25 protein-coding genes and 1 other annotated feature are annotated in these 26,228 nt (G+C 42.5%); of the genes, 22 read left to right on the forward strand and 3 right to left on the reverse strand.

Annotation, left to right across the window (positions count from 1 at the left end; translation table 11 throughout):
* The first annotated feature begins 90 nt into the window (after nucleotides 1–90).
* From QT711_RS07075 to pheT, 3 genes are all read left to right on the forward strand, one after another.
* A complete protein-coding gene (locus QT711_RS07075) occupies nucleotides 91–855 on the forward strand; it encodes a TrmH family RNA methyltransferase (protein WP_317942942.1) in 765 nt (254 codons plus the stop codon).
* A gap of 60 nt (nucleotides 856–915) precedes the next feature.
* Nucleotides 916–1,147, forward strand: a binding site (T-box leader).
* A gap of 38 nt (nucleotides 1,148–1,185) precedes the next feature.
* Complete coding sequence (gene pheS, locus QT711_RS07080; protein WP_317942944.1) at nucleotides 1,186–2,223, forward strand: phenylalanine--tRNA ligase subunit alpha; 1,038 nt, start codon at nucleotides 1,186–1,188, stop codon at nucleotides 2,221–2,223.
* A gap of 12 nt (nucleotides 2,224–2,235) precedes the next feature.
* On the forward strand, nucleotides 2,236–4,644 hold the full coding sequence (gene pheT / locus QT711_RS07085; protein WP_317942946.1) for a phenylalanine--tRNA ligase subunit beta: 2,409 nt from the start codon (nucleotides 2,236–2,238) through the stop codon (nucleotides 4,642–4,644).
* Nucleotides 4,645–5,109: 465 nt separating this feature from the next.
* Here pheT and QT711_RS07090 read toward each other — a convergent pair whose 3' ends face one another.
* Nucleotides 5,110–5,664 carry a hypothetical protein gene (locus QT711_RS07090; RefSeq protein WP_317942948.1) on the reverse strand — a complete coding sequence of 185 codons (555 nt, stop codon included), beginning with the start codon at nucleotides 5,662–5,664 and terminating at the stop codon, nucleotides 5,110–5,112.
* Between the two features lie 44 nt (nucleotides 5,665–5,708).
* Nucleotides 5,709–6,665: a ribonuclease HIII gene (gene rnhC / locus QT711_RS07095; RefSeq protein WP_317942951.1), complete on the reverse strand. Its 957-nt coding sequence runs from the start codon at nucleotides 6,663–6,665 to the stop codon at nucleotides 5,709–5,711.
* A 163-nt stretch (nucleotides 6,666–6,828) separates the two neighbouring features.
* On the opposite strand from rnhC, the gene zapA reads away from it, so the two are divergent.
* The 12 genes from zapA (at nucleotide 6,829) to uvrC (ending at nucleotide 20,013) form a co-directional block, all read left to right on the forward strand.
* Nucleotides 6,829–7,089: a cell division protein ZapA gene (gene zapA, locus QT711_RS07100; RefSeq protein WP_317942953.1), complete on the forward strand. Its 261-nt coding sequence runs from the start codon at nucleotides 6,829–6,831 to the stop codon at nucleotides 7,087–7,089.
* Nucleotides 7,090–7,098: 9 nt separating this feature from the next.
* Nucleotides 7,099–7,638 (forward strand): CvpA family protein, encoded by a 540-nt coding sequence (locus QT711_RS07105; RefSeq protein WP_317942954.1) that lies wholly within the window; start codon nucleotides 7,099–7,101, stop codon nucleotides 7,636–7,638.
* Between the two features lie 93 nt (nucleotides 7,639–7,731).
* Nucleotides 7,732–9,438 (forward strand): DNA polymerase/3'-5' exonuclease PolX, encoded by a 1,707-nt coding sequence (gene polX, locus QT711_RS07110; RefSeq protein WP_317942956.1) that lies wholly within the window; start codon nucleotides 7,732–7,734, stop codon nucleotides 9,436–9,438.
* Nucleotides 9,439–9,454: 16 nt separating this feature from the next.
* The gene (locus QT711_RS07115; protein WP_317942957.1) at nucleotides 9,455–11,809 is read left to right on the forward strand and encodes an endonuclease MutS2; all 2,355 of its coding nucleotides are present in this window, start codon (nucleotides 9,455–9,457) and stop codon (nucleotides 11,807–11,809) included.
* Nucleotides 11,810–12,012: 203 nt separating this feature from the next.
* The gene (locus QT711_RS07120; protein WP_317942959.1) at nucleotides 12,013–12,426 is read left to right on the forward strand and encodes a DUF350 domain-containing protein; all 414 of its coding nucleotides are present in this window, start codon (nucleotides 12,013–12,015) and stop codon (nucleotides 12,424–12,426) included.
* A 227-nt stretch (nucleotides 12,427–12,653) separates the two neighbouring features.
* Complete coding sequence (locus tag QT711_RS07125; RefSeq protein ID WP_317942960.1) at nucleotides 12,654–14,351, forward strand: long-chain-fatty-acid--CoA ligase; 1,698 nt, start codon at nucleotides 12,654–12,656, stop codon at nucleotides 14,349–14,351.
* Nucleotides 14,352–14,439: 88 nt separating this feature from the next.
* Nucleotides 14,440–15,021 carry a TetR/AcrR family transcriptional regulator gene (locus tag QT711_RS07130; RefSeq protein ID WP_317942962.1) on the forward strand — a complete coding sequence of 194 codons (582 nt, stop codon included), beginning with the start codon at nucleotides 14,440–14,442 and terminating at the stop codon, nucleotides 15,019–15,021.
* Nucleotides 15,022–15,083: 62 nt separating this feature from the next.
* Complete coding sequence (locus tag QT711_RS07135; protein WP_317942964.1) at nucleotides 15,084–15,857, forward strand: enoyl-CoA hydratase; 774 nt, start codon at nucleotides 15,084–15,086, stop codon at nucleotides 15,855–15,857.
* Nucleotides 15,858–15,879: 22 nt separating this feature from the next.
* Entirely contained in the window at nucleotides 15,880–16,653 is a 774-nt protein-coding gene (locus QT711_RS07140) for an electron transfer flavoprotein subunit beta/FixA family protein (RefSeq protein WP_317942966.1), read from the forward strand.
* A gap of 32 nt (nucleotides 16,654–16,685) precedes the next feature.
* Nucleotides 16,686–17,660, forward strand: a complete 975-nt coding sequence (locus QT711_RS07145) for an electron transfer flavoprotein subunit alpha/FixB family protein (protein ID WP_317942968.1) — start codon at nucleotides 16,686–16,688, stop codon at nucleotides 17,658–17,660.
* Nucleotides 17,661–17,864: 204 nt separating this feature from the next.
* Nucleotides 17,865–18,179, forward strand: a complete 315-nt coding sequence (gene trxA / locus QT711_RS07150) for a thioredoxin (RefSeq protein WP_317942969.1) — start codon at nucleotides 17,865–17,867, stop codon at nucleotides 18,177–18,179.
* Between the two features lie 55 nt (nucleotides 18,180–18,234).
* On the forward strand, nucleotides 18,235–20,013 hold the full coding sequence (uvrC, locus tag QT711_RS07155; protein WP_317942971.1) for an excinuclease ABC subunit UvrC: 1,779 nt from the start codon (nucleotides 18,235–18,237) through the stop codon (nucleotides 20,011–20,013).
* 47 nt (nucleotides 20,014–20,060) lie between these two features.
* Here the strand turns inward: uvrC and QT711_RS07160 are convergent, their stop codons facing one another.
* Nucleotides 20,061–20,537: a YslB family protein gene (locus QT711_RS07160; protein WP_398295734.1), complete on the reverse strand. Its 477-nt coding sequence runs from the start codon at nucleotides 20,535–20,537 to the stop codon at nucleotides 20,061–20,063.
* Between the two features lie 156 nt (nucleotides 20,538–20,693).
* On the opposite strand from QT711_RS07160, the gene QT711_RS07165 reads away from it, so the two are divergent.
* The 7 genes from QT711_RS07165 (at nucleotide 20,694) to racE (ending at nucleotide 26,212) form a co-directional block, all read left to right on the forward strand.
* On the forward strand, nucleotides 20,694–21,302 hold the full coding sequence (locus QT711_RS07165) for a succinate dehydrogenase cytochrome b558 subunit (RefSeq protein WP_317942973.1): 609 nt from the start codon (nucleotides 20,694–20,696) through the stop codon (nucleotides 21,300–21,302).
* A 51-nt stretch (nucleotides 21,303–21,353) separates the two neighbouring features.
* Nucleotides 21,354–23,108: a succinate dehydrogenase flavoprotein subunit gene (sdhA, locus tag QT711_RS07170; RefSeq protein WP_317942975.1), complete on the forward strand. Its 1,755-nt coding sequence runs from the start codon at nucleotides 21,354–21,356 to the stop codon at nucleotides 23,106–23,108.
* On the forward strand, nucleotides 23,105–23,914 hold the full coding sequence (sdhB, locus tag QT711_RS07175; RefSeq protein WP_317942977.1) for a succinate dehydrogenase iron-sulfur subunit: 810 nt from the start codon (nucleotides 23,105–23,107) through the stop codon (nucleotides 23,912–23,914). The genes sdhA and sdhB overlap by 4 nt, the downstream gene beginning before the upstream one ends.
* Nucleotides 23,915–24,040: 126 nt before the next feature.
* A complete protein-coding gene (locus tag QT711_RS07180) occupies nucleotides 24,041–24,484 on the forward strand; it encodes an acyl-CoA thioesterase (protein ID WP_317942978.1) in 444 nt (147 codons plus the stop codon).
* 87 nt (nucleotides 24,485–24,571) lie between these two features.
* On the forward strand, nucleotides 24,572–24,784 hold the full coding sequence (locus QT711_RS07185; protein ID WP_317943022.1) for a helix-turn-helix domain-containing protein: 213 nt from the start codon (nucleotides 24,572–24,574) through the stop codon (nucleotides 24,782–24,784).
* Nucleotides 24,785–25,001: 217 nt separating this feature from the next.
* Complete coding sequence (locus QT711_RS07190; RefSeq protein WP_317943023.1) at nucleotides 25,002–25,409, forward strand: MarR family winged helix-turn-helix transcriptional regulator; 408 nt, start codon at nucleotides 25,002–25,004, stop codon at nucleotides 25,407–25,409.
* Complete coding sequence (racE, locus tag QT711_RS07195; protein WP_317942980.1) at nucleotides 25,406–26,212, forward strand: glutamate racemase; 807 nt, start codon at nucleotides 25,406–25,408, stop codon at nucleotides 26,210–26,212. Before QT711_RS07190 ends, racE begins: the two co-directional genes overlap by 4 nt.
* Nucleotides 26,213–26,228 lie beyond the last annotated feature (16 nt).

A 26,228-nucleotide genomic window follows, 5' to 3' on the forward strand; every position in this document is an offset into this window, starting at 1 on the left:
TCCTCCTGCAATCATTTTGGACACAATGATCGCCAACTATACAGACATTTGTTACACTGAGAAAAAAGATAAAAAGGATGTCAACAATACATGAAAAGAATTGAATCCACTCAAAATGGGCTTGTGAAACATTGGAAAAAACTTGTCTTGTCAAAGAAAGATCGAGACAAAGCGGAAGAATTTATCGTTGAAGGCTTTCATTTAGTGGAAGAAGCGCTAAACACCAATGGTACTGTTGTCCATTTAATGGTGACTGAAGGAATAGAACTCCCTGCTAATTGGAATACGGAAAACGTGCAATTGATTGAAATGACAAAAGCTGTTGCTAAAGAGCTCATTGAAACGGAGCAATCACAAGGCGTCTTTGCTCATTGTAAACAGCCTCATTATTCGCCTGAAGAGGTCAAGCATTGGAAAAAATATTTATTAATTGATGCGGTGCAAGATCCTGGAAATATCGGGACAATGATTAGAACAGCGGATGCTGCAGGAATTGATGCGGTCATTCTCGGAAAAGGCTCCGCTGATCCGTATAATCCAAAAACGGTCCGATCTGCTCAAGGTTCACATTTTCACATACCGGTCATCAAGGGTGATTTGAATGAATGGTTAGCGCAACTGAAACAAGCAGGTATACACATTATCGGAACGGGCTTGCAACAGGCATCCGAACATTATGCAATTGAACCGATGCAAGCATTCGCACTCATTGTTGGGAATGAAGGAAGTGGTGTATCTGAAGACTACTTGCGACAAGCAGACGAAGTCGTGAAAATTCCGTTGTATGGCAAAGCGGAATCTTTAAATGTAGCGATCGCAACGGGCATTCTCGTCTATTCATTCGGAAGAAGATAAACCTTAACCCAATCTTGATGAATGAAACGGAATAGGCTATACTAATACTTATTATACATTGTAAAAGCTGTGACCGGGAAAAGTAGACGGTATTTCTCCTACAGGAAGTTAGCGCCTTGACTGTGAGTGCTAATAGGAAGAGAGCTGTTGAAGTTCACCCCGCGAGCTGCCGCTTGGACCAGCGAGAGCTGTAAAGGTGTGCCGGTAGAGGGCCGTTACTCCAAATGAAGTGATTATGCGTTTCTTTGCATAATAATCAGGGTGGTACCGCGAACTCGTCCTCGTCCCTTTTTGGGGGCGAGGTTTTTTTATTTTGAAAGGAGAATGACGATGGAACAACAGTTGCAGCAATTAAAAGATGAAGCGTTGGGGAAAATTCAAGATGCTCAGTCCGTAAAAGAGTTAAATGACGTTCGTGTCGCTTATCTTGGGAAAAAAGGACCGATTACTGACTTATTGAAAGGAATGGGTAAGCTCCCTGCTGAGGAGCGTCCGAAAATGGGTGCACTCGTCAATGTCGTGCGTGAAACCGTAACGGCATCTTTAGAAGAAAGAATGGCGTTGCTGGAAGCGGAAGCAATTAATACGCAATTAGCGAAGGAAGCAATCGATGTTACGCTTCCGGGTCGTCCAGTACAAGCAGGCAATCACCATCCACTAACGCGTGTCGTAGAAGAAATCGAAGACTTTTTCATTAGTATGGGATACGAAATTGCAGAAGGACCGGAAGTGGAAAAGGATTACTACAATTTCGAAGCACTCAACTTGCCAAAAGGACATCCAGCGCGTGATATGCAGGATTCCTTCTATATTTCTGATGACATTTTGCTTCGTACACATACATCTCCTGTGCAAGCTCGTACGATGGAGGCAAAAGGTGGCGAGGCGATTAAAATCATTTGCCCGGGGAAAGTGTACCGACGTGATAATGATGATGCAACACATTCACACCAATTTACACAAATTGAAGGTCTTGTCGTTGGTGAAGATATCCGCATGAGTGACTTGAAAGGTACACTTGATTTATTCGCGAAAAAGATGTTTGGTGCAGAGCGTGAAATCCGCCTACGTCCTAGCTTCTTCCCGTTCACTGAACCGTCCGTCGAGATGGATATTTCTTGCTTTAAATGTGGTGGTAAGGGATGCAATGTGTGTAAAAAAACAGGCTGGATTGAGATTTTAGGTGCCGGAATGGTGCATCCGAATGTATTGGAAATGGCGGGTTATGATCCGTCTGCTGTTACTGGATTTGCATTTGGTATGGGACCTGAGCGTATTGCAATGTTGAAATATGGCATTGAAGATATCCGTCATTTCTACACGAATGACAGCCGGTTCATATCACAATTCCATCGGACGGAAGCGTAAGGAGGAGAAAACATGTTAGTTTCAACGAAATGGCTAAATGAATATGTAAATACAGGCGGGATTACACCTGCAGAGTTAGCGGAAAAAATCACACGTTCAGGTATCGAAGTCGATTCCATTATCGATCGTTCTCACGGTATGACAAACGTCGTTGTCGGATACGTAAAAGAATGTGTCAAACACCCTGAAGCGGATAAGTTGAATATATGCCAAGTGGACGTCGGCGAAGAAGTAACACAAATCATTTGTGGAGCTCCTAACGTCGCTGAAGGCCAAAAAGTGATTGTTGCACGTCCAGGCGCAGTTCTGCCTGGTGGTATGAAGATAAAGAAAGCGAAACTTCGTGGCGAGGAATCGAACGGCATGATTTGTTCATTACAAGAACTCGGGATTGAAGGGAAACTTGTTGCCAAAGCATACGCTGAAGGGATTTATGTGTTACCTGAGGGAGCGGTACCTGGTGAAAGTGCATTGCCTTTACTCGGTTTGGATGATACTGTCCTCGAGTTTGATTTGACACCAAATCGGTCAGATGCATTAAGCATGTTAGGTGTAGCTTATGAAGTGGCGGCAATTTTATCTGAAGAGATCCATCTTCCGAAAATTGATTACAAAACATCAGAAGTAAAGGCCGAAGACATGTTGAAGCTGCGTGTCGATGCACCTGACGTCAACCCGATGTACGTTGCTAAAGTCGTGAAAAACGTGAAAATTGCTGAATCGCCACTTTGGTTACAAAATTACTTAATGGCTGCAGGCGTGCGACCACACAATAATGTCGTTGATATTACGAACTATGTGCTCATGGAATACGGTCAACCGCTTCATGCATTTGACTATGACCGATTGGAAACGGGTGAAATTGTCGTCCGCCATGCACTTGAAGGGGAGAAAATTACGACGTTAGATGAAGTGGAACGTACGTTACAACCACATCACCTCGTCATTACGAATGGTCAACAACCAGTAGCACTTGCTGGTGTAATGGGCGGAGCCAATTCCGAAGTGCATGATGGTACAACAACAGTTGTCATTGAATCTGCTTATTTTGCAGGGTCTTCTGTCCGACAAACTTCTAAAGACGTCGGTTTGCGAAGTGATGCAAGTACGCGATTTGAAAAAGGAGTCGATCCGAACCGTGTCCTTGAAGCAGCTGAACGCGCTGCGCAATTAATGTCGGACATTGCTGGCGGAGAAGTATTGGCAAACTCGGTCCTGTTTGATGAACTCGACAAAACAGCTGAGCGCATTACCATTTCACCAGACTATATTAATAGCCGTCTAGGCATGAAAATTTCGATGGATGAAATGCTCACAATTTTGGAGCGTTTGCGTATACCGACACAAGCAATCAATGGTCAACTTGTCATTGACGCGCCAACTCGTAGACAAGACTTGCGTATTAAGGAAGACATTATCGAAGAAATCGCCAGAATGCATGGCTATGATGAAATTCCTAAAACACTACCAATAACGGAATCAACACCTGGTGGACTTACTCCTTATCAGGCGAAACGCCGTATTGTGCGCCAATATCTTGAAGGTGCGGGCTTAGATCAAGCCATTACGTATTCATTAACTTCCAAAGAGCAGGCTCAAGCGTATGCGTTAGAAACTGCGCCTGTAACGGAATTGCTCATGCCGATGAGTGAAGAACGAAGCGTATTGCGCCAAAGTTTGGTTCCTCATTTACTAGAAGTGGCAACGTATAACGTCGCACGTCGGATTGATTCTGTTGCATTGTATGAAACGGGTTCTGTATTCCTTGGGATGGAAGAAGACGGCCTCCCACGTGAAGTGGAGCATGTAGCTGCAGTGATGACAGGAAAATGGGTCGATCATGCTTGGCAAGGCGAAACGAAAAAAGTCGACTTCTTCGTGCTGAAGGGCATTGTGGAAGGGATGATGAACCGTCTCGGACTAGCAGATCGCCTTTCATTTGAACAATCGGTTGTAGACGGTATGCATCCTGGCCGTACGGCGACGATTTTGTTGAATGGTGAGCGTATCGGTCTAATTGGACAGATTCATCCGACAGAGCAAAAGAAACGTGACTTGAAAGAGACGTACGTGATGGAAATGAATCTCAAGCAAGTGTTGACAGTAGCGACGGAAGACTTGATCTATGTTCCAGTCCCACGTTTCCCATCGATTTCAAGAGATATCGCGCTAGTTGTTTCAACCGTAACATCTGCAGGTGCTCTCGAATCGGTTATTCGTCAAGCAGGTGGAAAATTACTGAAAGACGTCAAGTTATTCGATTTATATGAAGGTGAGAACGTTGAAGAGGGCAAAAAGTCACTCGCGTTTTCATTGACATACTTCGATCCTGAACGGACATTAACGGACGAGGAAGTCGTTAAAGTGCACGATAAAGTGCTGAACGCTTTAACAGAAGCGAATGCTCAACTTAGAGGATAACTCGCAAGGGTGGGAAATATCCTGCTGAATATGTGATAGAAAAGAGAAATGGAATTGCATTCGTGCAATTCCATTTTTAAATTCTCTACGTGAGTAGCGATTTTATCAATCAAAGTTTCTAGCAGCAACACTTCAAAAAATATAACATTTTGTCTTAAGGTCACTGGAAGAGTTCCCAAAAGAGGGCTTATCCTAGAACTGTTGATTTGCATTCCGTGCGGACGCTTTCCGGGGGCTTGCCCTCAGCCTCCTCGCCGCTTCGCGTCTGCGGGGTCTTCACGCTGCGCTGATTCCCCAGGAGTCGCCGCTCTACACTCCAATCAACGTAAATCGCCTATATTTAAAGTGAAAAAAATACAGTGATCTTTTTAAAAGGAAAGAATCACTGTTTTAATTGAATTATCAAAGTACCAAGTTAAGATTGTATGCTGCGTCACATTGGGTGCTAATTCGTTAAAATTCCACCTAACGAACATCAAAACCAATATTTACTCGCATGTCATAGCTATTAGGATTCTCTCCTTCAATGCTGCTTTCCACATAAAACTGAGCTGAACCACTCACAACGTATTTTCCAGTCGGAAACCCTTTGTCCACAATCGTTTGAATGAACTCGCGTTTTGCAGCTTCATCCTCGTCACTATACCCACCGGCAAATTCATATTTCACCTTGAAAGGGACACCCTTTTTCAACGTTGTGTGAATCAATGGCTCGTTCATCGCATAATCGATCTCGTAATTACGAGTTAGCTCTTTAATTGGGAAATAAAAAGGGGAGGCGGCGTGTGAAATGACGATGGATTCTTGATCACCTACGTACGTCAACTCTGCGTATATTGCAGTCTCTTCGAATTCATCATACGTTTCTTTTTCCGTATATAATTTGTATACGAAATCATCCGCTTGCATTTCCGCCTCTTGAGGGTAGGAAACGTTTTTACTAGGGGTATTCCCGTTACTAGACACACTACATCCGGCTAATAAACCAATGATTGCTAAACTTACTAATCCCTTTTTCAAGTAGAATCACTCCTTGTTTAGTAGACGGTAGCGCATCAAATAAGTTACATTTTCTTCTTTGCTGCAAGTTTTTTCGCTTTTTGTGCATTTGCAAAATGCCATTTGGTCATGGAACGCAATGCTGCTTCTCCGTCCTTGAGAAGAATTTTAGCAGCAACTTCATCCACTCGGGGACCCGCCCCTTTTGGAAGGGTCATGCCGGCGAGTTGACTGAGACGATCCATCTCTTCTAAAAAAGCGACACGCGCGATGATTGATGCGGCTGCTACCGAGACGTGCAATCCTTCTGCTTTGGTGGAAAATAATACATTTTCACGGATAATCTCAGGTTCGTTTTTAATGTGGTTATAATAGATTCCACGTTCTGCGAATTGATCAATTAAAATATATTCCGGTTTTTGTCCATCCAATTTGCGTAAAACGTGTTTCAGTGCTTGGTTATGCAAGAGTGCTTTGATTTTTCCTTGTGACCAGCCTTTTGCTTGCACTTCATTGTATTTCGGGTTGGATAAAGTCAATACACTATGCGTCAAAGTCGCTTGTAAGTCGGGAGCTATTTGTCTCATCAGATCATCTGTCAGTTGTTTTGAGTCTTTTACACCGAGTTCTCGGACAAGATTGATCTGTTCAGTACGCACATAACAAGCTGCTACAGTAACTGGACCGAAAAAATCGCCTGTTCCTGTTTCGTCTGATCCTAGTACTGATAACCCGGCAAAATTATCTGGCAACAATTCACCTTTAGGAGATGCTACCTTTTTAGCTGTCGACGTCGAACTTGCCTGTTGTGTTGCCTTTGACTTTCCCCATTGTGTAGCTTCACGTTCAGCTCCAATACCTTGAAAGAGCACTTTTCCGGATTTGTAAACTGTAATGGCGGTATCTGGAAGTTTTGCTGCAAATAAAACCCCTGGAGCATTTCTCGTCACTTTAAATGACAGATAATGTTGTGTTAGTGCTGTAATGGTTGACTCATCTAATAGAAGTACGCTTTGTCCCATTGTTTTCATCCTCTCGATTCACTTGTCTTATATTGTACAGGAACAGAACGTGTAGGTCTGTCTATAAAGTCGTTACAGATCCCAAAACTATCCCTTCTCTTTTCAAGTAAAAGAGTTTCATGGTATGATTGGGTACAGAGTCGTTATTTGGGAGGTTTCAACATTGGCAGACGAACAGAAGACGCGCGTTGCGGTTGACATATATGGGCAAACTTATACAATTGTCGGCAGTGAAACAAGTAGTCACGTTCGCCATGTCGCTTCGATGGTTGACGCAAAGATGAAGGAAATTAGTGCCCGTAATCCTTACTTGGACAGTTCCAAAATTGCTGTGCTCACCGCTGTCAACAGCGTTCATGACTATTTACTGTTAAAAGAACGTGTCGAAGAGTTGGAAGAAGAATTGAATAAGTTGAGAGGTTGACTGACGTATATGCTAGATTTACTCATTGTGTTCCTATTAGTAGGAGGATTGATTACTGGGTTCCGTCGAGGGCTCATCGTGCAACTCATCCATATGACAGGTTTCATCATTGCACTTATCGTAGCGTACATATATTATAAACCGTTAGCTGATAAATTCGTATTATGGATTCCTTATCCAGGGGTGACAGCTGGATCGAAATTGAGCTGGACAGTAGAGCAACTTGATCTTGACCAAACTTTTTATCGGTTATTAGCATTTGTAATTATTTTTATTGTGGTGAAATTTGTTCTGCAATTGATTGCCTCAATGTTTGATTTCTTGAAATACTTACCAGTACTAGGTTTTGTTGCTCGATTTGGAGGGGCTGCATTAGGATTTGTGGAGTTTTATATACTAATTTTCCTTGTCCTCTATTTAGTTGCAATGCTCCCGCTAGATTTCATACAAAATTGGATTGAACATTCAATCTTAGCAGAAGCGATGTTCGAGCATACACCGATTTTTTCGGAGACTGTGAAAAATTGGTGGTACATTTATACGAAGTGATCTTTGTTGAAAATCGAACTGTTCACGGCTTCCCCCCTTCGCTGGAGGGAAGCCTTTTTCACAGCAACTAACAACCCAATGGAGGTATGGATGATGAATAAAAAGACGATCATTCGCACGTTCGAAAAAATTGCATTGTATATGGAATTACTAGGCGAGAATCCATTTAAAGTAGGTGCTTTTCGTAAAGCGGCGAATGTTCTCGAGCTCGATCCTCGTAGCTTATCCGAAATGGATGATATTTTGAAGTTAAAAGGGATTGGGAAAGGGACAGGCGCTGTAATCATTGATTTGCTTGAAAAGGGTGAATCGGATCTATTGAAAGAGCTGGAGCACGAAGTACCAAAAGGCTTGCTCCCCTTATTAAAAGTTCCTGGCCTAGGTGGCAAGCGCATTGCGAAACTACGTGAAACGCTTGGCATCGATTCAGTGGAATCACTACGCCAAGCTTGTGAGCTAAATAAAGTAAGTGAATTGCCGGGGTTTGGTAAGAAGACAGAAGAAAAGCTTCTGCATGAACTACAACAACTCGGTACACGTAAAGAGAAGTTGCCAGTTTGGCAAATTGAGTCAATTGTACACGCTATTGAAGAAGAGTTAAGAAGAATTCCCGAAATTACTCGCTTTTCGGTTGCTGGAAGTTTCAGGCGTGCTGAAGAAATGAGCAGTGACGTGGATTTCATCATCGTTACAGACAATCCGGCCGTTGTAAGGGAAAAGGTCGTTTCTGCTTTACCTGTTGAAGAGACGGTAGCGGCGGGAGATGCAAAGCTATCGATTGTGCTGGACATGACAGATGCGGTCGACGTCGATTTTCGCTTCGTGACGGATGAACAGTTTGCTACCGCACTTCATCACTTTACAGGCTCCAAAGACCACAATGTAAAAATGCGGCAGTTGGCGAAATCTAAAGGGATGAAAATTAGTGAATACGGTGTAGAGCAGGAAGACGGGACAACGAAAACATTTAGCTCTGAGAAAGCGTTTTTCAAGTTCTTTGATCTGCCTTATATACCTCCTTCCGTTCGGACAAATGGTACTGAAATTGACCGAGCGGATGAAATTGCAGAACTTGTAACGGTACAAGATATTCGAGGCGATTTCCATATGCATACAACGTGGTCGGACGGTGGCTACTCCATACGTGAAATGGCGGAAGCGTGTCGAGCGAAGGGGTACACCCACATGGTTATTACAGATCACACGCACTATTTAAAAGTAGCAAATGGTCTAACGCCTGAGCGCGTCCGTGAACAAATTGCGGAAATTCGAAAAGTGAATGCAGAATTTGATGATATTGAGATTTTTTGTGGCACTGAGATGGATATACTGCCGGATGGAACGCTTGATTTTGAAGATGATTTATTACAAGAATTGGATTTTGTCATTGCATCAATCCATTCGAATTTCAATCAATCACAAGAGCAGATTATGGAAAGACTATATGCTGCGATGAAAAATCCATATGTTCATATGATTGCGCACCCAACAGGTAGAATAATTGGCCAACGTGAAGGTTATAACCCGGACGTTATGCAACTCATCGAGTGGGCAAAAGAGCATCATAAAATCCTTGAATTGAATGGAAATCCCCATCGTTTCGATTTGTGTACGGAATATTTGGTTGCAGCCCAAGAAGCTGGCGTGAAAATTGCAATCAATACGGATGCACATGCAATTGACCAATTGAATTATATGGACATTGCAGTAAATTATGCACAAAAAGCTTGGTTGAAAAAAGAGACGGTCGTCAACACATGGCCGCTCGAACAATTTATCCGTGAAATTATTCGGAAGTGAAGGGGAGTGTAAGACATTGGAGACACGTGTCTTAAAAACACTTGAATTTGACAAAATTAGAGAGATTGTAGCGACCTATTGTACGTCAACGATTGGTCGTGACCTTTTGCAAAAGTTAGAACCTGTCAGTGACTTCAATACAGTTGTTGAGTTGCTCGATGAGACAGATGAAGGGCTTGCGATATTACGTCTGAGGGGCAATGTACCGATGGGCGGCATTGCTGACGTCAGACCTCATGCAAAAAGAGCACAAATTGGTGGTGTACTGAGTGCTTACGAGCTCATGGAAATTGCCAATACGATTCGAGCGAGTCGTATTCTTCGGCAATTCATCGAAGCAGTGAATGAAGAGGAAGATATCGAGTTACCGAAGTTTTTAGCCAAAAAAGAAGCGTTGCCTATACTGACAGGGCTTGAGCATGAAATTAACGCTGCAATCGACGATAACGGTCACGTTGTTGATAGCGCGTCAGGAACTCTCCGTTCCATTCGACAAAACCTTCGTATGCAGGAAGGTCGTGTGCGTGAAAAGTTGGAAGGATACACTAGAGGCCGTAATGCAGCGAAAATGTTGTCCGATTCAATTGTAACAATCCGAAACGATCGCTTTGTCATCCCTGTAAAAGCTGAATACCGGTCACACTTCGGCGGTGTCATTCATGATATGTCCTCTTCAGGACAGACGCTGTTCATTGAACCAGATGCGGTCGTTCAAGCGAACAACGAAATTAGGAATTTGAAAATGAAAGAACGGGAAGAAATCGAAAAAATCCTTCAAGAACTGTCGATGAAAGTGCAAGAAATCGCACATGAATTGTTTGTGCTTGTAGGTGTTTTAGCGGAAATTGACGTAATTTTAGCGAAGGCGAAATATGGAACTGCGCACAAATGTACGAAACCGACTGTCAATGAAGAGGGGTATATTCGATTAGCGAAAGCGCGTCATCCACTGTTGCCGATTGAAGAAGCCGTAGCAAATACAATTGAATTTGGTAAAGAGATTACGTCCATTGTCATTACAGGTCCGAACACGGGCGGAAAAACCGTTACACTCAAAACAGTCGGCTTATGTACGTTAATGGCGCAAGCTGGTCTACCCATTCCTGCATTGGATGGTTCTGAAGTTGCTGTGTTTGAATCGGTTTATGCGGATATTGGGGACGAGCAATCCATTGAGCAAAGCTTAAGTACGTTCTCCTCCCATATGGTGAATATTGTAGACATCTTGAAAAAGTTCGATTCCCGCTCATTACTCATCTTTGACGAATTAGGGTCAGGCACCGATCCGCAGGAAGGCGCTGCGTTGGCAATTGCCATATTGGATGAAGTGCATGGTACGGGGGCTAGGGTGATGGCGACGACGCATTATCCAGAACTGAAAGCGTACGGCTACAATCGGCCCGGTGTTGCAAATGCGAGTGTTGAATTTGATATTGATACGTTAAGCCCGACGTATCGGTTACTCATCGGCGTCCCGGGACGTAGTAATGCATTTGAAATTTCCAAACGTCTTGGTTTGCACGAGCACATTATCGGCCGCGCTAAAAAATTCACGGGAACTGACCGGGGAGAAGTCGATTCAATGATCGCTTCATTGGAAACAAGTCGGGTGCAATCAGAAAAAGATGCAGAACAAACACATGCGTTACTCATTGAAACAGAAAAATTAAAGTGTGAACTGGAAACGAAACTCGCTGAATTTGACGACATGAAAGAGAAGCTTGTTGAAAAAGCGAAAGAAAAAGCAAAGACGATTGTGGATACAGCAAGAACAGAATCTGAAGCTGTTATCGCAGAACTGCGCGCCCTTCGAATGAATGCGGGTGCACAAGTGAAAGAGCATGAATTGATTGAAGCACGCAAAAAATTGGATGAAGCTGCACCGCAAGAAAAGAAGAGGAAGATTGTAGCAAAAGCTGCTGCAAGACCACTACAAGTCGGTGATGAAGTGAAAGTCGTCACATACGGACAAAAAGGAACGTTAATAGAAAAAGCTTCAGCAAAAGAATGGGTCGTACAAATTGGTATATTGAAGATGAAGCTCGATGAATCCGTATTGGAATATACGAAGCCAGAGAAGTTGAAAGAACCTGTCGTGTCCGCTTCGGTGCGCGGTAGAGATTCCTATGTGAAGTTGGAACTCGATTTGCGTGGTGAACGGTATGAGGATGCCTTGCATCGAACAGAAAAATATTTGGATGATGCACTGTTATCGAATTACCACCAAGTGTCCATCATTCATGGGAAAGGGACTGGCGCGTTACGACAAGGTGTCCAATCCTACTTGAAAAATCATCCACGGGTAAAAAGTTATCGCTATGGCGAAGCGGGTGAGGGTGGCCACGGTGTGACAGTTGTTGAGTTAAAGTGAAGTAACCGCTTATAGGTAAATCATTCGTAACGATCCAACCCGTTGAGAGTCAGTCGGTTAAAAAAGAGGCGTCTCGTGTCTTTCTTTAACCCTAACTGACCCGTCAAAAGTCAACATGAATTAAAAAAGATCTTGAGAAATGAATCTTTTTCGACCGCTATACGTAGAGGAAGGAATGAACGATTCATAAAGGAGCCAAACAAATGACAAAAACAGGGTTTTGGAGCCATCCACTAGTAGAAACAGCAGGCTACTTCAGTGTTGTAGTCCTTTGCCTCATCGTATCGATGGTCTTATTTGAACTTGTTACGAAATATAAAAACTGGGAAGAAATCCGAAAAGGGAACATGGCTGTAGCAATGGCGACCGGTGGAAAAATTTTTGGTGTCGCGAATATTTTCCGTTATTCGATCGAACAACATAATACGTTGCCCCAAATGATTGGGTGGGGGTTATACGGGTTTATTTTGCTTGTGTTTGCGTATTTGCTTTTCGAATTTTTAACACCAAAGTTCCAAATTGACAAGGAGATTGAAGAAGATAACCGCTCTGTCGGCTTTATCTCGCTGACCATTTCAGTCGGCCTGTCCTTTGTTATCGGAGCGAGTATTTCATAGGAGACTTCTAATGGAGAAATTATCTAAAATATTGATTGTTGTTTGTATCCTCTTTGTTATCATCGGCATCTACTGGATGATGACGAACACGCCTTGACTAAAATTTGCCGGTCAAGGCATTTTTTTGTGGAGTTTTTAATATTCTATTTGAAAGCGGATTCATTTATCGATATACTATATTAAGAATGAATTTTCTATAAACTATTAAAAAGAAGGAGGTTTTGCAAATGACGGAAAAACCATGGCTCAGCATGTATCCACCAGAGATTCCGAAGACGATTGCATATGACCGGATTCCCATCCAACAATTCTTAACAGACTCGAGTAACAAGTTTCCCGATAAGACGGCCATTCATTTTCTAGGGAAGGACATTTCATTTAAAGAGTTTCATGATTCGGCCTTGAAGTTTGCCAATTATTTACGCGCTCTCGGTGTGGAAAAAGGAGACCGGGTGGCGATTATGCTTCCGAACTGCCCGCAAAGTGCAATTGCTTACTATGGAATCCTTTACGTTGGTGCTGTTGTTGTTCAAACTAATCCTTTGTACACGGAAAGAGAACTTGCTTATCAAATGAAAGATTCCGGTGCGAAGGCGATTATCTCCCTTGATATTTTGTACGGAAGAATTTCAAAGATTGTTAAAGAAACAGACTTGGAACATATCATTATTACCGGCATCAAAGATTATTTACCATTCCCGAAAAACCTTGTCTATCCGTTCATTCAAAAGAGGGAATATGGAATTGTCGTCAAAGTGGAACATCGAGGCATGAATCATCTTTTTACAGAAATTATGAAAATCGCAAAAGCAGAGCCAGTTTCATATGAATTTAATTTTGATGATGACCTCGCGTTGCTCCAATACACAGGTGGAACAACAGGACCTCCAAAAGGCGTCATGTTAACCCATGCGAACTTGATCAGTAATGTCCAGATGTGCAATGCGTGGTTATATCAATGTAAAGAAGGCGAAGAAACCGTTATGGGGATCCTTCCGTTCTTCCATGTCTATGGTATGACAACAGTCCTTATTTTATCGGTAATGCAAGGGAATAAAATGGTGTTAGTGCCTAAATTCGATTTTGAAACAGCTTTAAAAACGATTGATAAACAAAAACCGACGTTGTTTCCGGGTGCACCAACAATTTACATCGGCTTGCTCAACCATCCACAATTGGCGAAATACGATTTGTCATCCATCAAAGCTTGTATTAGTGGATCTGCCGCTTTACCAGTTGAATTACAAGAAGAGTTTGAAAAAGTGACGGGCGGTAAACTTGTGGAAGGGTATGGCCTTACAGAAACTTCGCCAGTTGCTATCGCGAACTTTGTATGGGAAAAACGTAGGGTGAGTGGTTCTATTGGTGTTCCATGGCCAGATACGGATGCACGCATCGTTGGTCCGGAAACGACTGAGCCTTTACCGAATGGTGAGGTAGGAGAAATTGCCATTAAAGGTCCTCAAGTAATGAAAGGGTATTGGAATAGACCTGAAGATACCGCGCAAACCTTTAGAGATGGATGGTTTTTAACAGGAGATCTCGGGTATATGGATGATGAAGGTCACTTCTATATCGTCGATCGTAAAAAAGATATGATCATCGCAAGTGGTTTTAACATTTATCCACGAGAAATAGAAGAAATCCTTTATGAACATCCTGCCATTTTGGAATGTGTTGTTGCAGGTGTACCGGATCCATACCGCGGTGAAACGGTGAAAGCTTATATCGTTCTTAAAGAAGGAAAATCGATTACAGAAGAAGAATTAGATACGTATTGCCGAAAACAGTTGGCATCTTATAAAGTGCCAAGACTCTATGAGTTCCGTAAAGAGCTACCGAAAACGGCAGTCGGAAAGATTCTCCGTAGGTCGCTAATCGATGAAGAAAAGAAAAAGGTTGAACAATTGAAAACGATATCATGAAATGCTTGACGACAGTTCAATAAAAGATTACTATGAAAATATGAATGAACAATCATTCATATTTTCTTCTTTTTGGTGGTGAAATAAAATGAAGCGTGATAAACCGAAATACAAACAGATTATTGATGCTGCTGTCATCGTCATAGCAGAAAACGGTTACCATCAAGCGCAAGTATCCAAGATTGCGAAGGAAGCTGGCGTGGCGGATGGCACCATATATCTCTATTTCAAAAATAAAGAGGACATCCTTATTTCGGTTTTTAGAGAGAAAATGGGCATCTTCGTAGAAAATGTGAAGGAGATTGTGAAAAAAGAGATTTCCGCAACAGAAAAATTGTATAAATTGATTGATAATCATTTCTCATTACTTTATCACGACCGCCACCTTGCTATTGTGACACAATTAGAGCTTCGACAATCCAACAAGGACCTACGATTTCGAATTAACGAAGTACTAAAAGAATATCTCGTATTGCTCGATTCGATCTTGCGAGAAGGGATTGATAGCGGTGAATTTGACGAAAAAATCGATATTCGGTTAGCTCGGCAAATGGTTTTTGGCACAATTGATGAAACAATCACTTCTTGGGTGATGAACGATCAAAAATATGATCTTATCAAATTGGCTCCGGCAGTGCATAAATTGCTATTAAAAGGTATGAAGTCGTAGACGTAGTAAACGCTTGGGGAAATCGTAACAGTATCACTATTCATACGAAAGGATGGGGTAAAATGGAATTCTTATCAATGACCATTGAGGAACATGTTGCTATTGTATCCATAAATCGTCCGCCAGCAAATGCATTATCGAGCGGCCTTATTCGTGGGATTGACCAAATGCTCGATGCAGTTGAACAAGATGATGCTGTAAGAGTCATCGTCTTGCACGGGGAAGGGAAATTTTTCTCGGCAGGTGCAGACATTAAAGAATTTACAACCGTTTCTACGGGTGAGGAATTTTCAAAACTATCATCAGCGGGTCAACATGTATTTGAGCGGTTGGAGAATTTTTCAAAACCGATCATTGCCGCTATTCACGGAGCCGCGTTAGGTGGGGGCCTTGAACTGGCAATGGGCTGTCATATCCGTCTGGTGACTGAGAAAGCAAAACTTGGTTTACCTGAATTGCAACTCGGCTTAATACCTGGGTTTGCTGGATCACAACGTTTGCCCCGATATGTCGGTACGGCGAAAGCTGCTGAGATGCTCCTCACGAGTGAACCGATCACTGGGACGGAAGCAGTGCGTCTCGGTCTTGCAAATCATGCATATCCAGAAGAGGAATTGCTTTCTAAAACTATGGAGCTCGCGCGAAAAATTGCTAAAAAGAGCCCTGTTGCGATGAAAGCAGCATTACGCATGCTTCAATATATGAAAACAGACAGTTATTATGAGGGTGTAAAAGCTGAAGCCGATTCATTCGGGGAAGTGTTTGTGACAGCTGATGCAAAAGAAGGCATCCAAGCTTTTATTGAAAAAAGGGAACCACATTTCAAAGGGAATTAAAAACGTTGAGGAGGATTGTACGATGAACATTTATGCATTAGTAAAACGTACATTTGACACGGAGGAGAAAATCGCGGTTTCAAACGGAAAGATTTTGGAAGATGGTGCAGAATTTATCATTAACCCGTACGATGAGTATGCAATTGAAGAAGCAATTCAATTGCGTGATGCAAACGGTGGGGAAGTAACTGTCGTAACAATCGGCAACGAAGAAGCCGAGAAACAATTGCGTACAGCACTTGCTATGGGTGCTGACAAAGCAGTTCTTATTAATACGGAAGTTGATCTTGACGAAATGGACGAGTTTTCGGCTGCTACCATACTTGCTGAATACTTGAAAGATAAAGACGCTGACCTAATCCTTGCAGGGAACGTTGCAATTGATGGTGGTTCTGGTCAAGTAGGTCCTCGTGTAGCAGAACTGTTAGGAATTAATTATGTGACAACAATTACAAATATTGAAGTCGACGGAACATCCGTCAAGATTGTTCGTGATGTTGAAGGGGACTCAGAAACGATTGAAACATCGTTACCGTTACTCGTCACTGCACAACAAGGCTTGAACGAACCGCGCTATCCATCTTTACCAGGAATTATGAAAGCGAAGAAAAAGCCGCTTGAAGAACTGGAATTAGATGACTTGGACTTGGACGAAGAGGACGTTGAAGCAAAAACGGAGACGGTTGAAATCTTCTTGCCACCTCAAAAAGCTGCGGGTCGTGTACTTGAAGGCGATCTGTCCGACCAAGTGAAGGAACTTGTTGAGCTTCTACATAAAGAAGCAAAAGTGCTTTGATGGAATTCAAATTGTAATGGGAGGAACATAATATGTCTAAAAAAGTATTTGTACTCGGTGAAGCTCGTGAAGGAGCATTGCGTAACGTTTCGTTTGAAGCAATCGCAGCAGCTAAGACAGTTGCTGGTGGAGGCGAAATCGTCGGCTTGCTTTTTGGTGATTCGGTTCAATCATTAGGGGAAGAAATGATTAAGTTTGGTGCAGACCGCGTCATTACGGTTGAACACCCACATTTAAAACATTATACGTCTGACGGCTTCGGCCAAGCGTTCATGGCAGCGTATGAACAGGAGCAGCCTGATGCAATTGTCTTTGGTCATACTGCCTTAGGGAAAGACTTGTCTCCGAAAATTGCTAGTAAACTAGCAGTAGGATTAGTGTCAGATGTTACCGCGATTGAAGGCGATGGGGATGACGCAGTATTCGTCCGTCCGATTTATTCAGGAAAAGCATTTGAAAAGGTGAAAAACAAAGAAGGATTGTTATTCATTTCCGTGCGACCGAACAATATTGCGCCGCTTGAAAAGGATGACAGCCGCACCGGTGAAGTGGCATCATTATCTGTCGACATTACAAACCTACGCTCCATTATTAGTGAAGTTGTCCGTAAATCGACAGAAGGTGTTGATTTATCTGAAGCGAAAGTGGTCGTGGCAGGTGGACGTGGCGTGAAAAGTGCAGACGGATTTGCGCCTTTAGAAGAGTTAGCGAAACTATTAGGTGGAGCGGTAGGTGCTTCTCGTGGCGCTTGTGACGCTGACTATTGTGACTATTCTTTGCAAATTGGCCAAACAGGTAAAGTTGTCACGCCGGATCTCTATATTGCTGCAGGTATTTCAGGCGCAATCCAACATATGGCAGGTATGTCAAACTCCAAAGTGATTGTTGCGATTAATAAAGATTCTGAAGCAAACATTTTTAAAGTCGCGGATTACGGAATCGTTGGAGATCTTTTTGAAGTCATTCCGATGATGATAGAAGAAATCAAGAAAATCAAGACGAACTGATTGTGTGACTTGTAAAATTGGAAAAAACTGTAGACACCAAAAGTGTGGTGTCTGCAGTTTTTATATGAACCAATAGACATAAGTAGTGGTTTTAAAAACCGTAAAACGGGCAAACCAAGAATGTAAGCATAAACTTCGCCCGCCTTAAACCGGCATGCTATAATTCAACCATAGTTGGATTTACTAAAAGGAGGAAGAAATTACATGGCAGTACTTCATGCGACAGATCAAGATTTTAAAGAGCAAACTAAAGAGGGCCTTGTGCTCGTTGACTTTTGGGCAACTTGGTGTGGACCTTGTAAAATGATCGCTCCGGTTCTTGAAGAACTTGACGCGGATCTAGCAGGCAAAGCGAAAATTGTAAAAGTGGACGTGGATGAAAACCAAGCAACTGCTGGTGAGTATGGCATTATGTCAATCCCTACACTTGTGCTTTTCAAGGATGGCGAGATTGTTGACAAAGTTGTCGGTTTCCAACCGAAAGAGCAACTTGCTGAATTGATTGAAAAACACTCGTAAGCATTACGTAAAACCGGGCCTTCAGGAGGACCCGGTTTTTTGGTAGGTGAAGAAGATGAATGAAATAATTGAGCACAAACTAAGCTTATTGCCAGACCTTCCAGGATGTTACTTAATGAAAGACCGACAAGGAACAATTATCTATGTCGGTAAGGCAAAAATCCTGAAAAATCGGGTGAGAAGCTATTTCACAGGTTCCCACGATGCGAAAACGCAACGTCTTGTTGGTGAAATTGAGAATTTCGAATATATCGTTACAGGTTCTGATATTGAAGCACTCATATTGGAATTGAATTTAATTAAACAATACGACCCGAAATATAACATCATGCTGAAAGATGATAAAACGTATCCGTACTTGAAAATTACAGCGGAACGTCATCCCAAATTGATTGTCACGCGGCAATTAAAAAAAGACAAAGGGAAGTATTTTGGTCCATATCCGAACGCTACTGCTGCACATGAAACGAAGAAATTATTAGATCGGCTTTATCCTTATCGTAAATGCCATAAACTTCCTGATCGCGTATGCCTATACTTTCACCTCGGACAATGTCTTGCGCCGTGTGTAAAAGATATACCACACGAAACCTATAAAGAAATGGTTGATGATATTAGCAGGTTTTTAAACGGTGGGTACAAGACCGTTAAAAAGGAACTGACGGAGAAAATGTCTGCGGCAGCTGAAAACCTGGAATTTGAACGCGCAAAGGAATACCGTGATCAAATAGCGAATATCGAGGCGGTTATGGAGAAGCAGACGATGATGATGAACGACTTCACGGATCGGGACGTTTTTGGTTATGCAGTTGACAAAGGTTGGATGTGTGTCCAAGTATTTTTTGTGCGTCAAGGGAAACTAATTGAACGGGATGTATCCCTTTTTCCTTTGTACCAAGATCCAGAGGAAGAGATGTTAACATTTATCGGACAATTTTACGGGAAGTCCGGGCACCTTTTGCCAAAAGAAATTTTACTTCCTGAAGGGGTTAATCACGAATTGGTCCAACAGTTGTTAAAAGTGAATGTATTAATCCCGCAACGAGGAAAGAAAAAAGATTTAATGAAGCTGTCGATGAAAAATGCTGAAATTTCCTTGCGAGAAAAGTTTCAACTTATCGAGAAGCAGGAACAGCGAACGATTGGAGCTTGCGAAGATTTAGGAATTGCAATGAATATCGCAACACCCTTGCGCATTGAGGCGTTCGATAATTCGCATACAGGTGGAGTTGATCCGGTTTCTGCTATGGTTTCGTTCGTTGACGGAAAACCAAATCGGAAAGACTATCGAAAATATAAAACAAAGACAGCTGCTGCGCACGACGATTATGGAGCAATGCGAGAAGTAATTCGAAGACGCTATACACGTGTCTTGAAAGAAGACTTGCCACTGCCTGATCTCATCATTATTGACGGGGGGAAAGGACAGATGGAGATTGCACGTGAAGTCATTGAAGATGAGTTAGGATTATCCATCCCGATAGCAGGTTTGGCAAAAGACGATAAACACCAAACGGCTCAATTACTGTATGGAAGTCCGGTTGAGGTAGTGCCGTTAAAACGGACGAGTGAAGCGTTTTATTTGCTTCAACGAATTCAGGACGAAGTGCACCGATTTGTCATAACGTTCCACCGTCAAAGAAGGGATAGTCAGTCAATGATGTCGGCGTTGGATGGATTGCCGGGAGTTGGACCGAAACGGAAAAAACAATTGTTGCAACATTTTGGGTCAATGAAAAAGATAAAAGAGGCATCCACGGAACAGCTGAAGGAAGCAGGTTTGCCAATAAAAGTAGCGGAATCCGTTCATTTGTACTTTACAAAAGAGAAATGATGGGTTCAGGTTCAATAAGTAGCTAGAACCCATTCATTGTCTATTTTTTACACGGTTGTTTTCGTGTCCCACTTTACAATAAAATGGATTTGTTTTTTTTTCACTTGTTTTTCAGCGTAGCACTCTGCTAAATAGCCGTTAAGCTTTTGGAATTGCTCGGCGAGGAATCCTGCCTCTAGCTGATACGACCTTTTTTCCAGTACCGTGAGATCGGGTTGTTGTAAAATTAGCCAGGCTTCATCTTTAGGCTGTTTATTCGAAGAAAAGGTTAGATGCCCCCAACCTGCTTCCGAAAAAAATGCAGGGAGTTCATCGGTTGAGAACATGGGAAATTTCCGTGCAATATCTTTTCCTGCCCAATAAAGGATTTCATTCTCGTGTTTTCCTAATATTGTTGGAAGTACATGATCTCTAATTATTTCATAACCGAGACGAGTCGGTTGTTCAGTCGTGTCATTGTTCAAGGGATATGCAGTCCTTTCAAGCGGATTCTGAATCGTAAAGGAACTTTTCGTTGTCGACAAGAAAAGTTCACATGTCCTTGACCTCCTTAAATGTGAGGAGTACAATGAACATGTTATAATATTGTACCATGAAGGGGCATGCCGTCAACGTTCTCAAAAGTATATAATTAGGTGACGTTCGATTGGCGTATCCCATTAATAAGGGAGGGTAAAGACTTGTCGAGAGAATCAGATTTTTACTTGCGCCGACTGCATTCATTGCTCGGAATTATTCCGGTTGGGTTGTTCCTGACTCAACACTTGGTCATTAACCATTTTGCAACTCGCGGTGAAGAGGCATTCAATAACGCATCCAACTTTATGGGCAACTTGCCATTCGTGCTTTTCTTGGAATGGTTTGTCATCTATATTCCACTCATGTTTCATGCGTTTTATGGTGTGTACATAGCTTTCACTGCGAAAAACAATGTTCAGCGCTACGGAACTTTCCGCAACTGGATGTTCCTGCTACAACGTATCACAGGTGTTTTTCTTGTGATCTTCATCGCTTGGCATATTTGGGAAACAAGAATCCAAAAAGCTTTGGGTGCTGAAGTGAACTTTGACATGATGGCTGAAATTTTATCTAGTCCATTCATGCTCGTGTTTTACATTGCGGGTGTTATTGCAGCAACTTTCCACTTGGCAAACGGCCTTTGGTCATTTGCAGTTACTTGGGGGATTGCACAATCACCAAACTCACAAAAAATTGTTTCATACATTACAATACTAGCTTTCTTAGTACTATCAGTAATAGGCATTCAAGCGCTATTTGCATTTGTCTAATTGATCGTAGATAAATTACAGAACATGTAAAAATTGAGGAGTGAAACAATAATGGCAAAAGGCAGATTGATTGTCGTAGGTGGCGGACTCGCCGGCTTAATGGCAACTATCAAAGCTGCGGAAGAAGGGGTCGCAGTTGACCTGTTCTCGCTCGTTCCGGTTAAACGCTCCCACTCCGTTTGTGCACAAGGTGGCATTAACGGTGCAGTGAATACGAAAGGTGAAGGCGATTCACCAGCCATCCACTTTGATGACACTGTATATGGAGGAGACTTCCTTGCGAACCAGCCTCCTGTAAAAGCAATGGCAGAAGCGGCACCTGGAATTATCCGACTCATGGACCGTATGGGTGTAACGTTCAACCGTACACCAGAAGGTCTTCTCGATTTCCGCCGATTTGGTGGAACATTGCATCACCGTACAGCGTTTGCGGGTGCAACGACAGGTCAACAACTTCTTTATGCATTGGACGAGCAAGTTCGTCGTCATGAAGTTGCCGGGCTCGTTCAGAAATACGAAAACTGGGAATTCCTAGGTATCATTATGGATGATGAAGGAATTTGCCGTGGTATTAAAGCGCAAGATATGAAAACGATGGAAATCAAAGCTTTCCCAGCGGATGCAGTCATTATGGCAACTGGTGGCCCGGGAATAATCTTTGGTAAGTCAACAAACTCAGTTATCAACACGGGTTCTGCTGCCTCAATCGTGTATCAGCAAGGTGCAAAATATGCAAACGGTGAGTTCATCCAAATCCATCCGACTGCTATTCCAGGAGATGACAAACTTCGTCTCATGAGTGAATCAGCACGTGGTGAAGGTGGACGAATCTGGACATACAAAGACGGTAAACCATGGTATTTCCTAGAGGAAAAATATCCGGATTACGGTAACCTCGTTCCACGTGACATCGCAACACGTGAGATTTTTGATGTGTGTGTCAATCAAAAACTCGGTGTAAACGGTGAAAACATGGTGTATTTGGACCTTTCTCATAAAGATCCAAAAGAACTTGATATTAAACTTGGTGGAATCATTGAGATTTACGAGAAGTTTACTGGAGACGATCCACGTAAATTGCCAATGAAAATCTTCCCAGCTGTTCACTATTCAATGGGCGGACTATGGGTGGACTATGAACAACAAACGAATATTCCTGGTCTATTTGCTGCTGGAGAGTGTGATTACTCACAACATGGTGCAAACCGTCTTGGAGCGAACTCACTTCTATCCGCTATCTATGGTGGTATGATTGCAGGTCCGGAAGCAGTTAAGTATATGCGCGGCGTGAAACGCACTGCGGATGAATTACCTTCTTCGATTTTCGATGCAGCCATCAAAGATGAGCAACAGAAGTGGGATGCAACATTGAAGATGGATGGAACAGAAAATGCGTACATGCTTCATAGAGAACTCGGTGAAATCATGACAGACAATGTAACGGTTGTTCGTTACAACGATAAATTACAAGCGACTGATGATAAAATTCAAGAGCTCTTGGAACGTTATGAAAACATCAACATTACTGATACGCAACAATGGTCGAACCAAGGTGCTACATTCACACGCCAATTAAAGAACATGCTTTACTTGGCACGCGTAATCACGTTAGGTGCGCTTAACCGTAATGAAAGCCGTGGAGCACATTACAAGCCAGACTTCCCGAACCGTGATGACGAAAACTTCTTGAAAACGACAATTGCAGAGTTCGATGGTAAATCTGCACCGATCCTTTCTTATGAAGAAGTGGATGTATCCTTAATTCCGCCACGTAAACGTGACTATTCTGCGAAGAAAGGAGATTGACAGAAGTGAGTGAGCAAACAACAGCTGTGCAAGAACAACCGACTGCAACGAAGACTGTGAAGTTTGAAATACAACGTCAAGATACGCCGGAATCTACACCTTATATGGAAAGCTTTGAGATCCCGTATCGTCCGAATATGAACGTGATTTCAGCGCTTATGGAAATTCGTCGTAATCCGGTCAATGCAAAAGGTGAAAAAACGACGCCTGTTAACTGGGACATGAACTGTCTAGAAGAAGTTTGTGGTGCGTGCTCGATGGTCATCAATGGACGCCCTCGTCAATCATGTACAGCATTGGTCGATCATTTGACACAACCAATCCGTCTTGAACCGATGAGAACGTTCCCGGTTGTACGAGACTTAGTCGTAGACCGTGACTTCATGTTCGATTCCTTGAAGCGTGTAAAAGCATGGATTCCGATTGACGGTACGTATGATCTTGGTGAAGGTCCACGTATGCCTGAGCGGAAACGCCAATGGACATATGAATTATCGAAATGTATGACGTGCGGCGTTTGCTTGGAAGCATGTCCGAACGTGAACGACAAAACGAATTTCATTGGTCCAGCATTGCTTTCACAAGTTCGTCTCTTCAACGCACACCCAACAGGTGCGATGAACAAAGACGAACGTCTAGCGACAATAATGGCAGACGGTGGAATCGGAGAGTGTGGTAACTCTCAAAACTGTGTAGTGGCATGTCCGAAAGGAATTCCATTGACAACATCCATTGCGGCATTAAACCGTGATACAACTGTACAAATGTTCAAGAACTTCTTTGGAAGCGATCATATGGTTGATTAATTCAACTTCCAACAACCCTTTACGTATCACTGATACGCGAAGGGTTGTTTTTTGTTTGCTGTTCTTCTTTGTTCGAGTATAATAAAAGAATGAATGTTCATTCATTTTGAAAAGGGGGAGCAGTACATGAGGATTGCATATATTGAGGATATGGAGAAATGGATTCAATCATTTACGTTTTCAGTACCTGTTTCAGTACGTTTTTCTGAAACGGATATGTATGGTCATCTGAACAACACAGTCACTTTCACTTATTTCGAGTACGCTAGGATCGAATTTTTAAAAACGATTGGTCATATGGAAGAGTGGCTTGATCCAAAAGGTGCAGCAATTCCTGTTGTGGCAGATCTACAATGTGACTATATGAAACAAGTATTTTTTGATGAACAATTGTCGATTTTTGTGAAAGCTGCTGCTATCGGAAACAGCTCTGTCGATCTCCATTATATGGCGAAGAACGCAAAAAATGAGGTTGTTTTTACAGGGAGAGGCTCAATCGTCCAAATCGATAAATTCACGGGAAAAGCATTGCCTTGGAAAGAATATCAAAAATCTGCGTTTTCTCTCTAAAATGATGAACGAGCCGGCACAGCCTAGACCGTCCTCACATATTGTAAAGTGAACGTGGATAGGAGGGGGCGCGTCTTGACAGGAGAAATGAAAAATCGTTCTTTGCTTACAGCTAGAGAACGAGAAATCTTCAATCTATTAGTAAACGATCATACGACGAAAGAAATCGCAGGGCGGCTCGGCATTAGCGAAAAAACCGTCAGGAACCATATTTCGAATACAATTCAGAAATTAGGGGTTTCTGGAAGGGCTCAAGCAATTGTCGAATTACTGCGATTAGGGGAGTTGAAATTAAACTAGATTACATGGATAGTAGCATTCGCAAACGCACGAAGAAGTGATAAGTAAACACGCTTATCATCCCTGGAAAAAATATATACGTGACAATCATGTAAAAAAAGTTGCGTTATGTGTCGAAAAAGGTGACAATAAGTAGACAGTATTCGTTTTCAGGGAGCTGGTATTCGTGACAACTAACAATGAGCATAATCGAGATAGTTTGGATAACATTGCACAGATGGAAAAAGAACTGCGGTATATATCCGGAATTATTAAGCAACAAGGTCGTAAAATATTAAGCAATTATTCAATTACTCCTCCACAATTCGTCGCATTGCAATGGTTATTCGAGCATGGTGATATGACGATTGGTGATTTATCCAATAAAATGTATTTAGCTTTCAGTACAACTACTGATCTTGTAGACCGTATGGAAAACAACAAGCTCGTAAAACGTGTGCGTGATGAACAAGACCGTCGGGTTGTGCGTATACATCTATTGGATGAAGGCGAAAGAATCATTGAAGAAGTAATTGATAAGCGTCGTAAATACTTAGGCTCTGTCCTCGATGATTTTTCGGAAGAGGAAATTACACAGTTCCTGCAGTTGATGACGAGATTGCATGAAGAGATGAGCAAGGATTGAAGGCCACAAAACAAGCACCGATCGGCGTCATCGATTCAGGTGTGGGCGGGTTGACCGTCGTAAAAGAAATGCTTAACCAATTACCGGCAGAACGAATCATCTACATCGGCGATGATGCAAGATGTCCTTATGGGCCACGTTCAGTCGAAGAAGTGAAACAATTCACGTTAGAAATGGCGTATGCATTGTCAGAAATGGGTATAAAAATGTTGGTAGTTGCTTGCAATACAGCGACCGCAGTAGCACTGGATGATTTGCGCAACCAATTTGCGTTTCCTGTAGTAGGAGTCATTGAACCCGGTGCAAGAGCTGCGGTACGCGTCTCGACTACAGGGAGAATCGTAGTGTTGGGAACGGTAGGAACGGTGAAAAGTGGAGCGTATGAACATGCCATTACGGCAATTTCAAATGCTACCCAAACATACCAGCTTGCCTGTCCGGATTTCGTACCTCTCGTAGAAAGTGGACAGTATAAAAGCTTGGATATTCGTCCGATTATGGAGAAATCGTTAAATCCACTCGTTCATATCGATTTTGATACGGCGATTTTAGGCTGCACGCACTATCCCCTTTTGCATGACCACATCCAAGCACAATTGCCCGAAGGAGTCGCCATTGTCTCATCTGCGAACGAAACGGTTCAGGATGTACGTAACACATTGGATCATTTCGGGTTGTTGAATGAACAAAATACAGGGATTGCACCCTTATTTTATACAACAGGCTCATTGGAAGGCTTTTCATCCATTGCGATGGATTGGCTAGAATTGCAAAATCCAGATGTTCGACATATTATTCTCTAGACCGGATACCAATTCA

It is taken from the genome of Sporosarcina saromensis (assembly GCF_033253735.1).
Lineage (GTDB): Bacteria > Bacillota > Bacilli > Bacillales_A > Planococcaceae > Sporosarcina > Sporosarcina saromensis.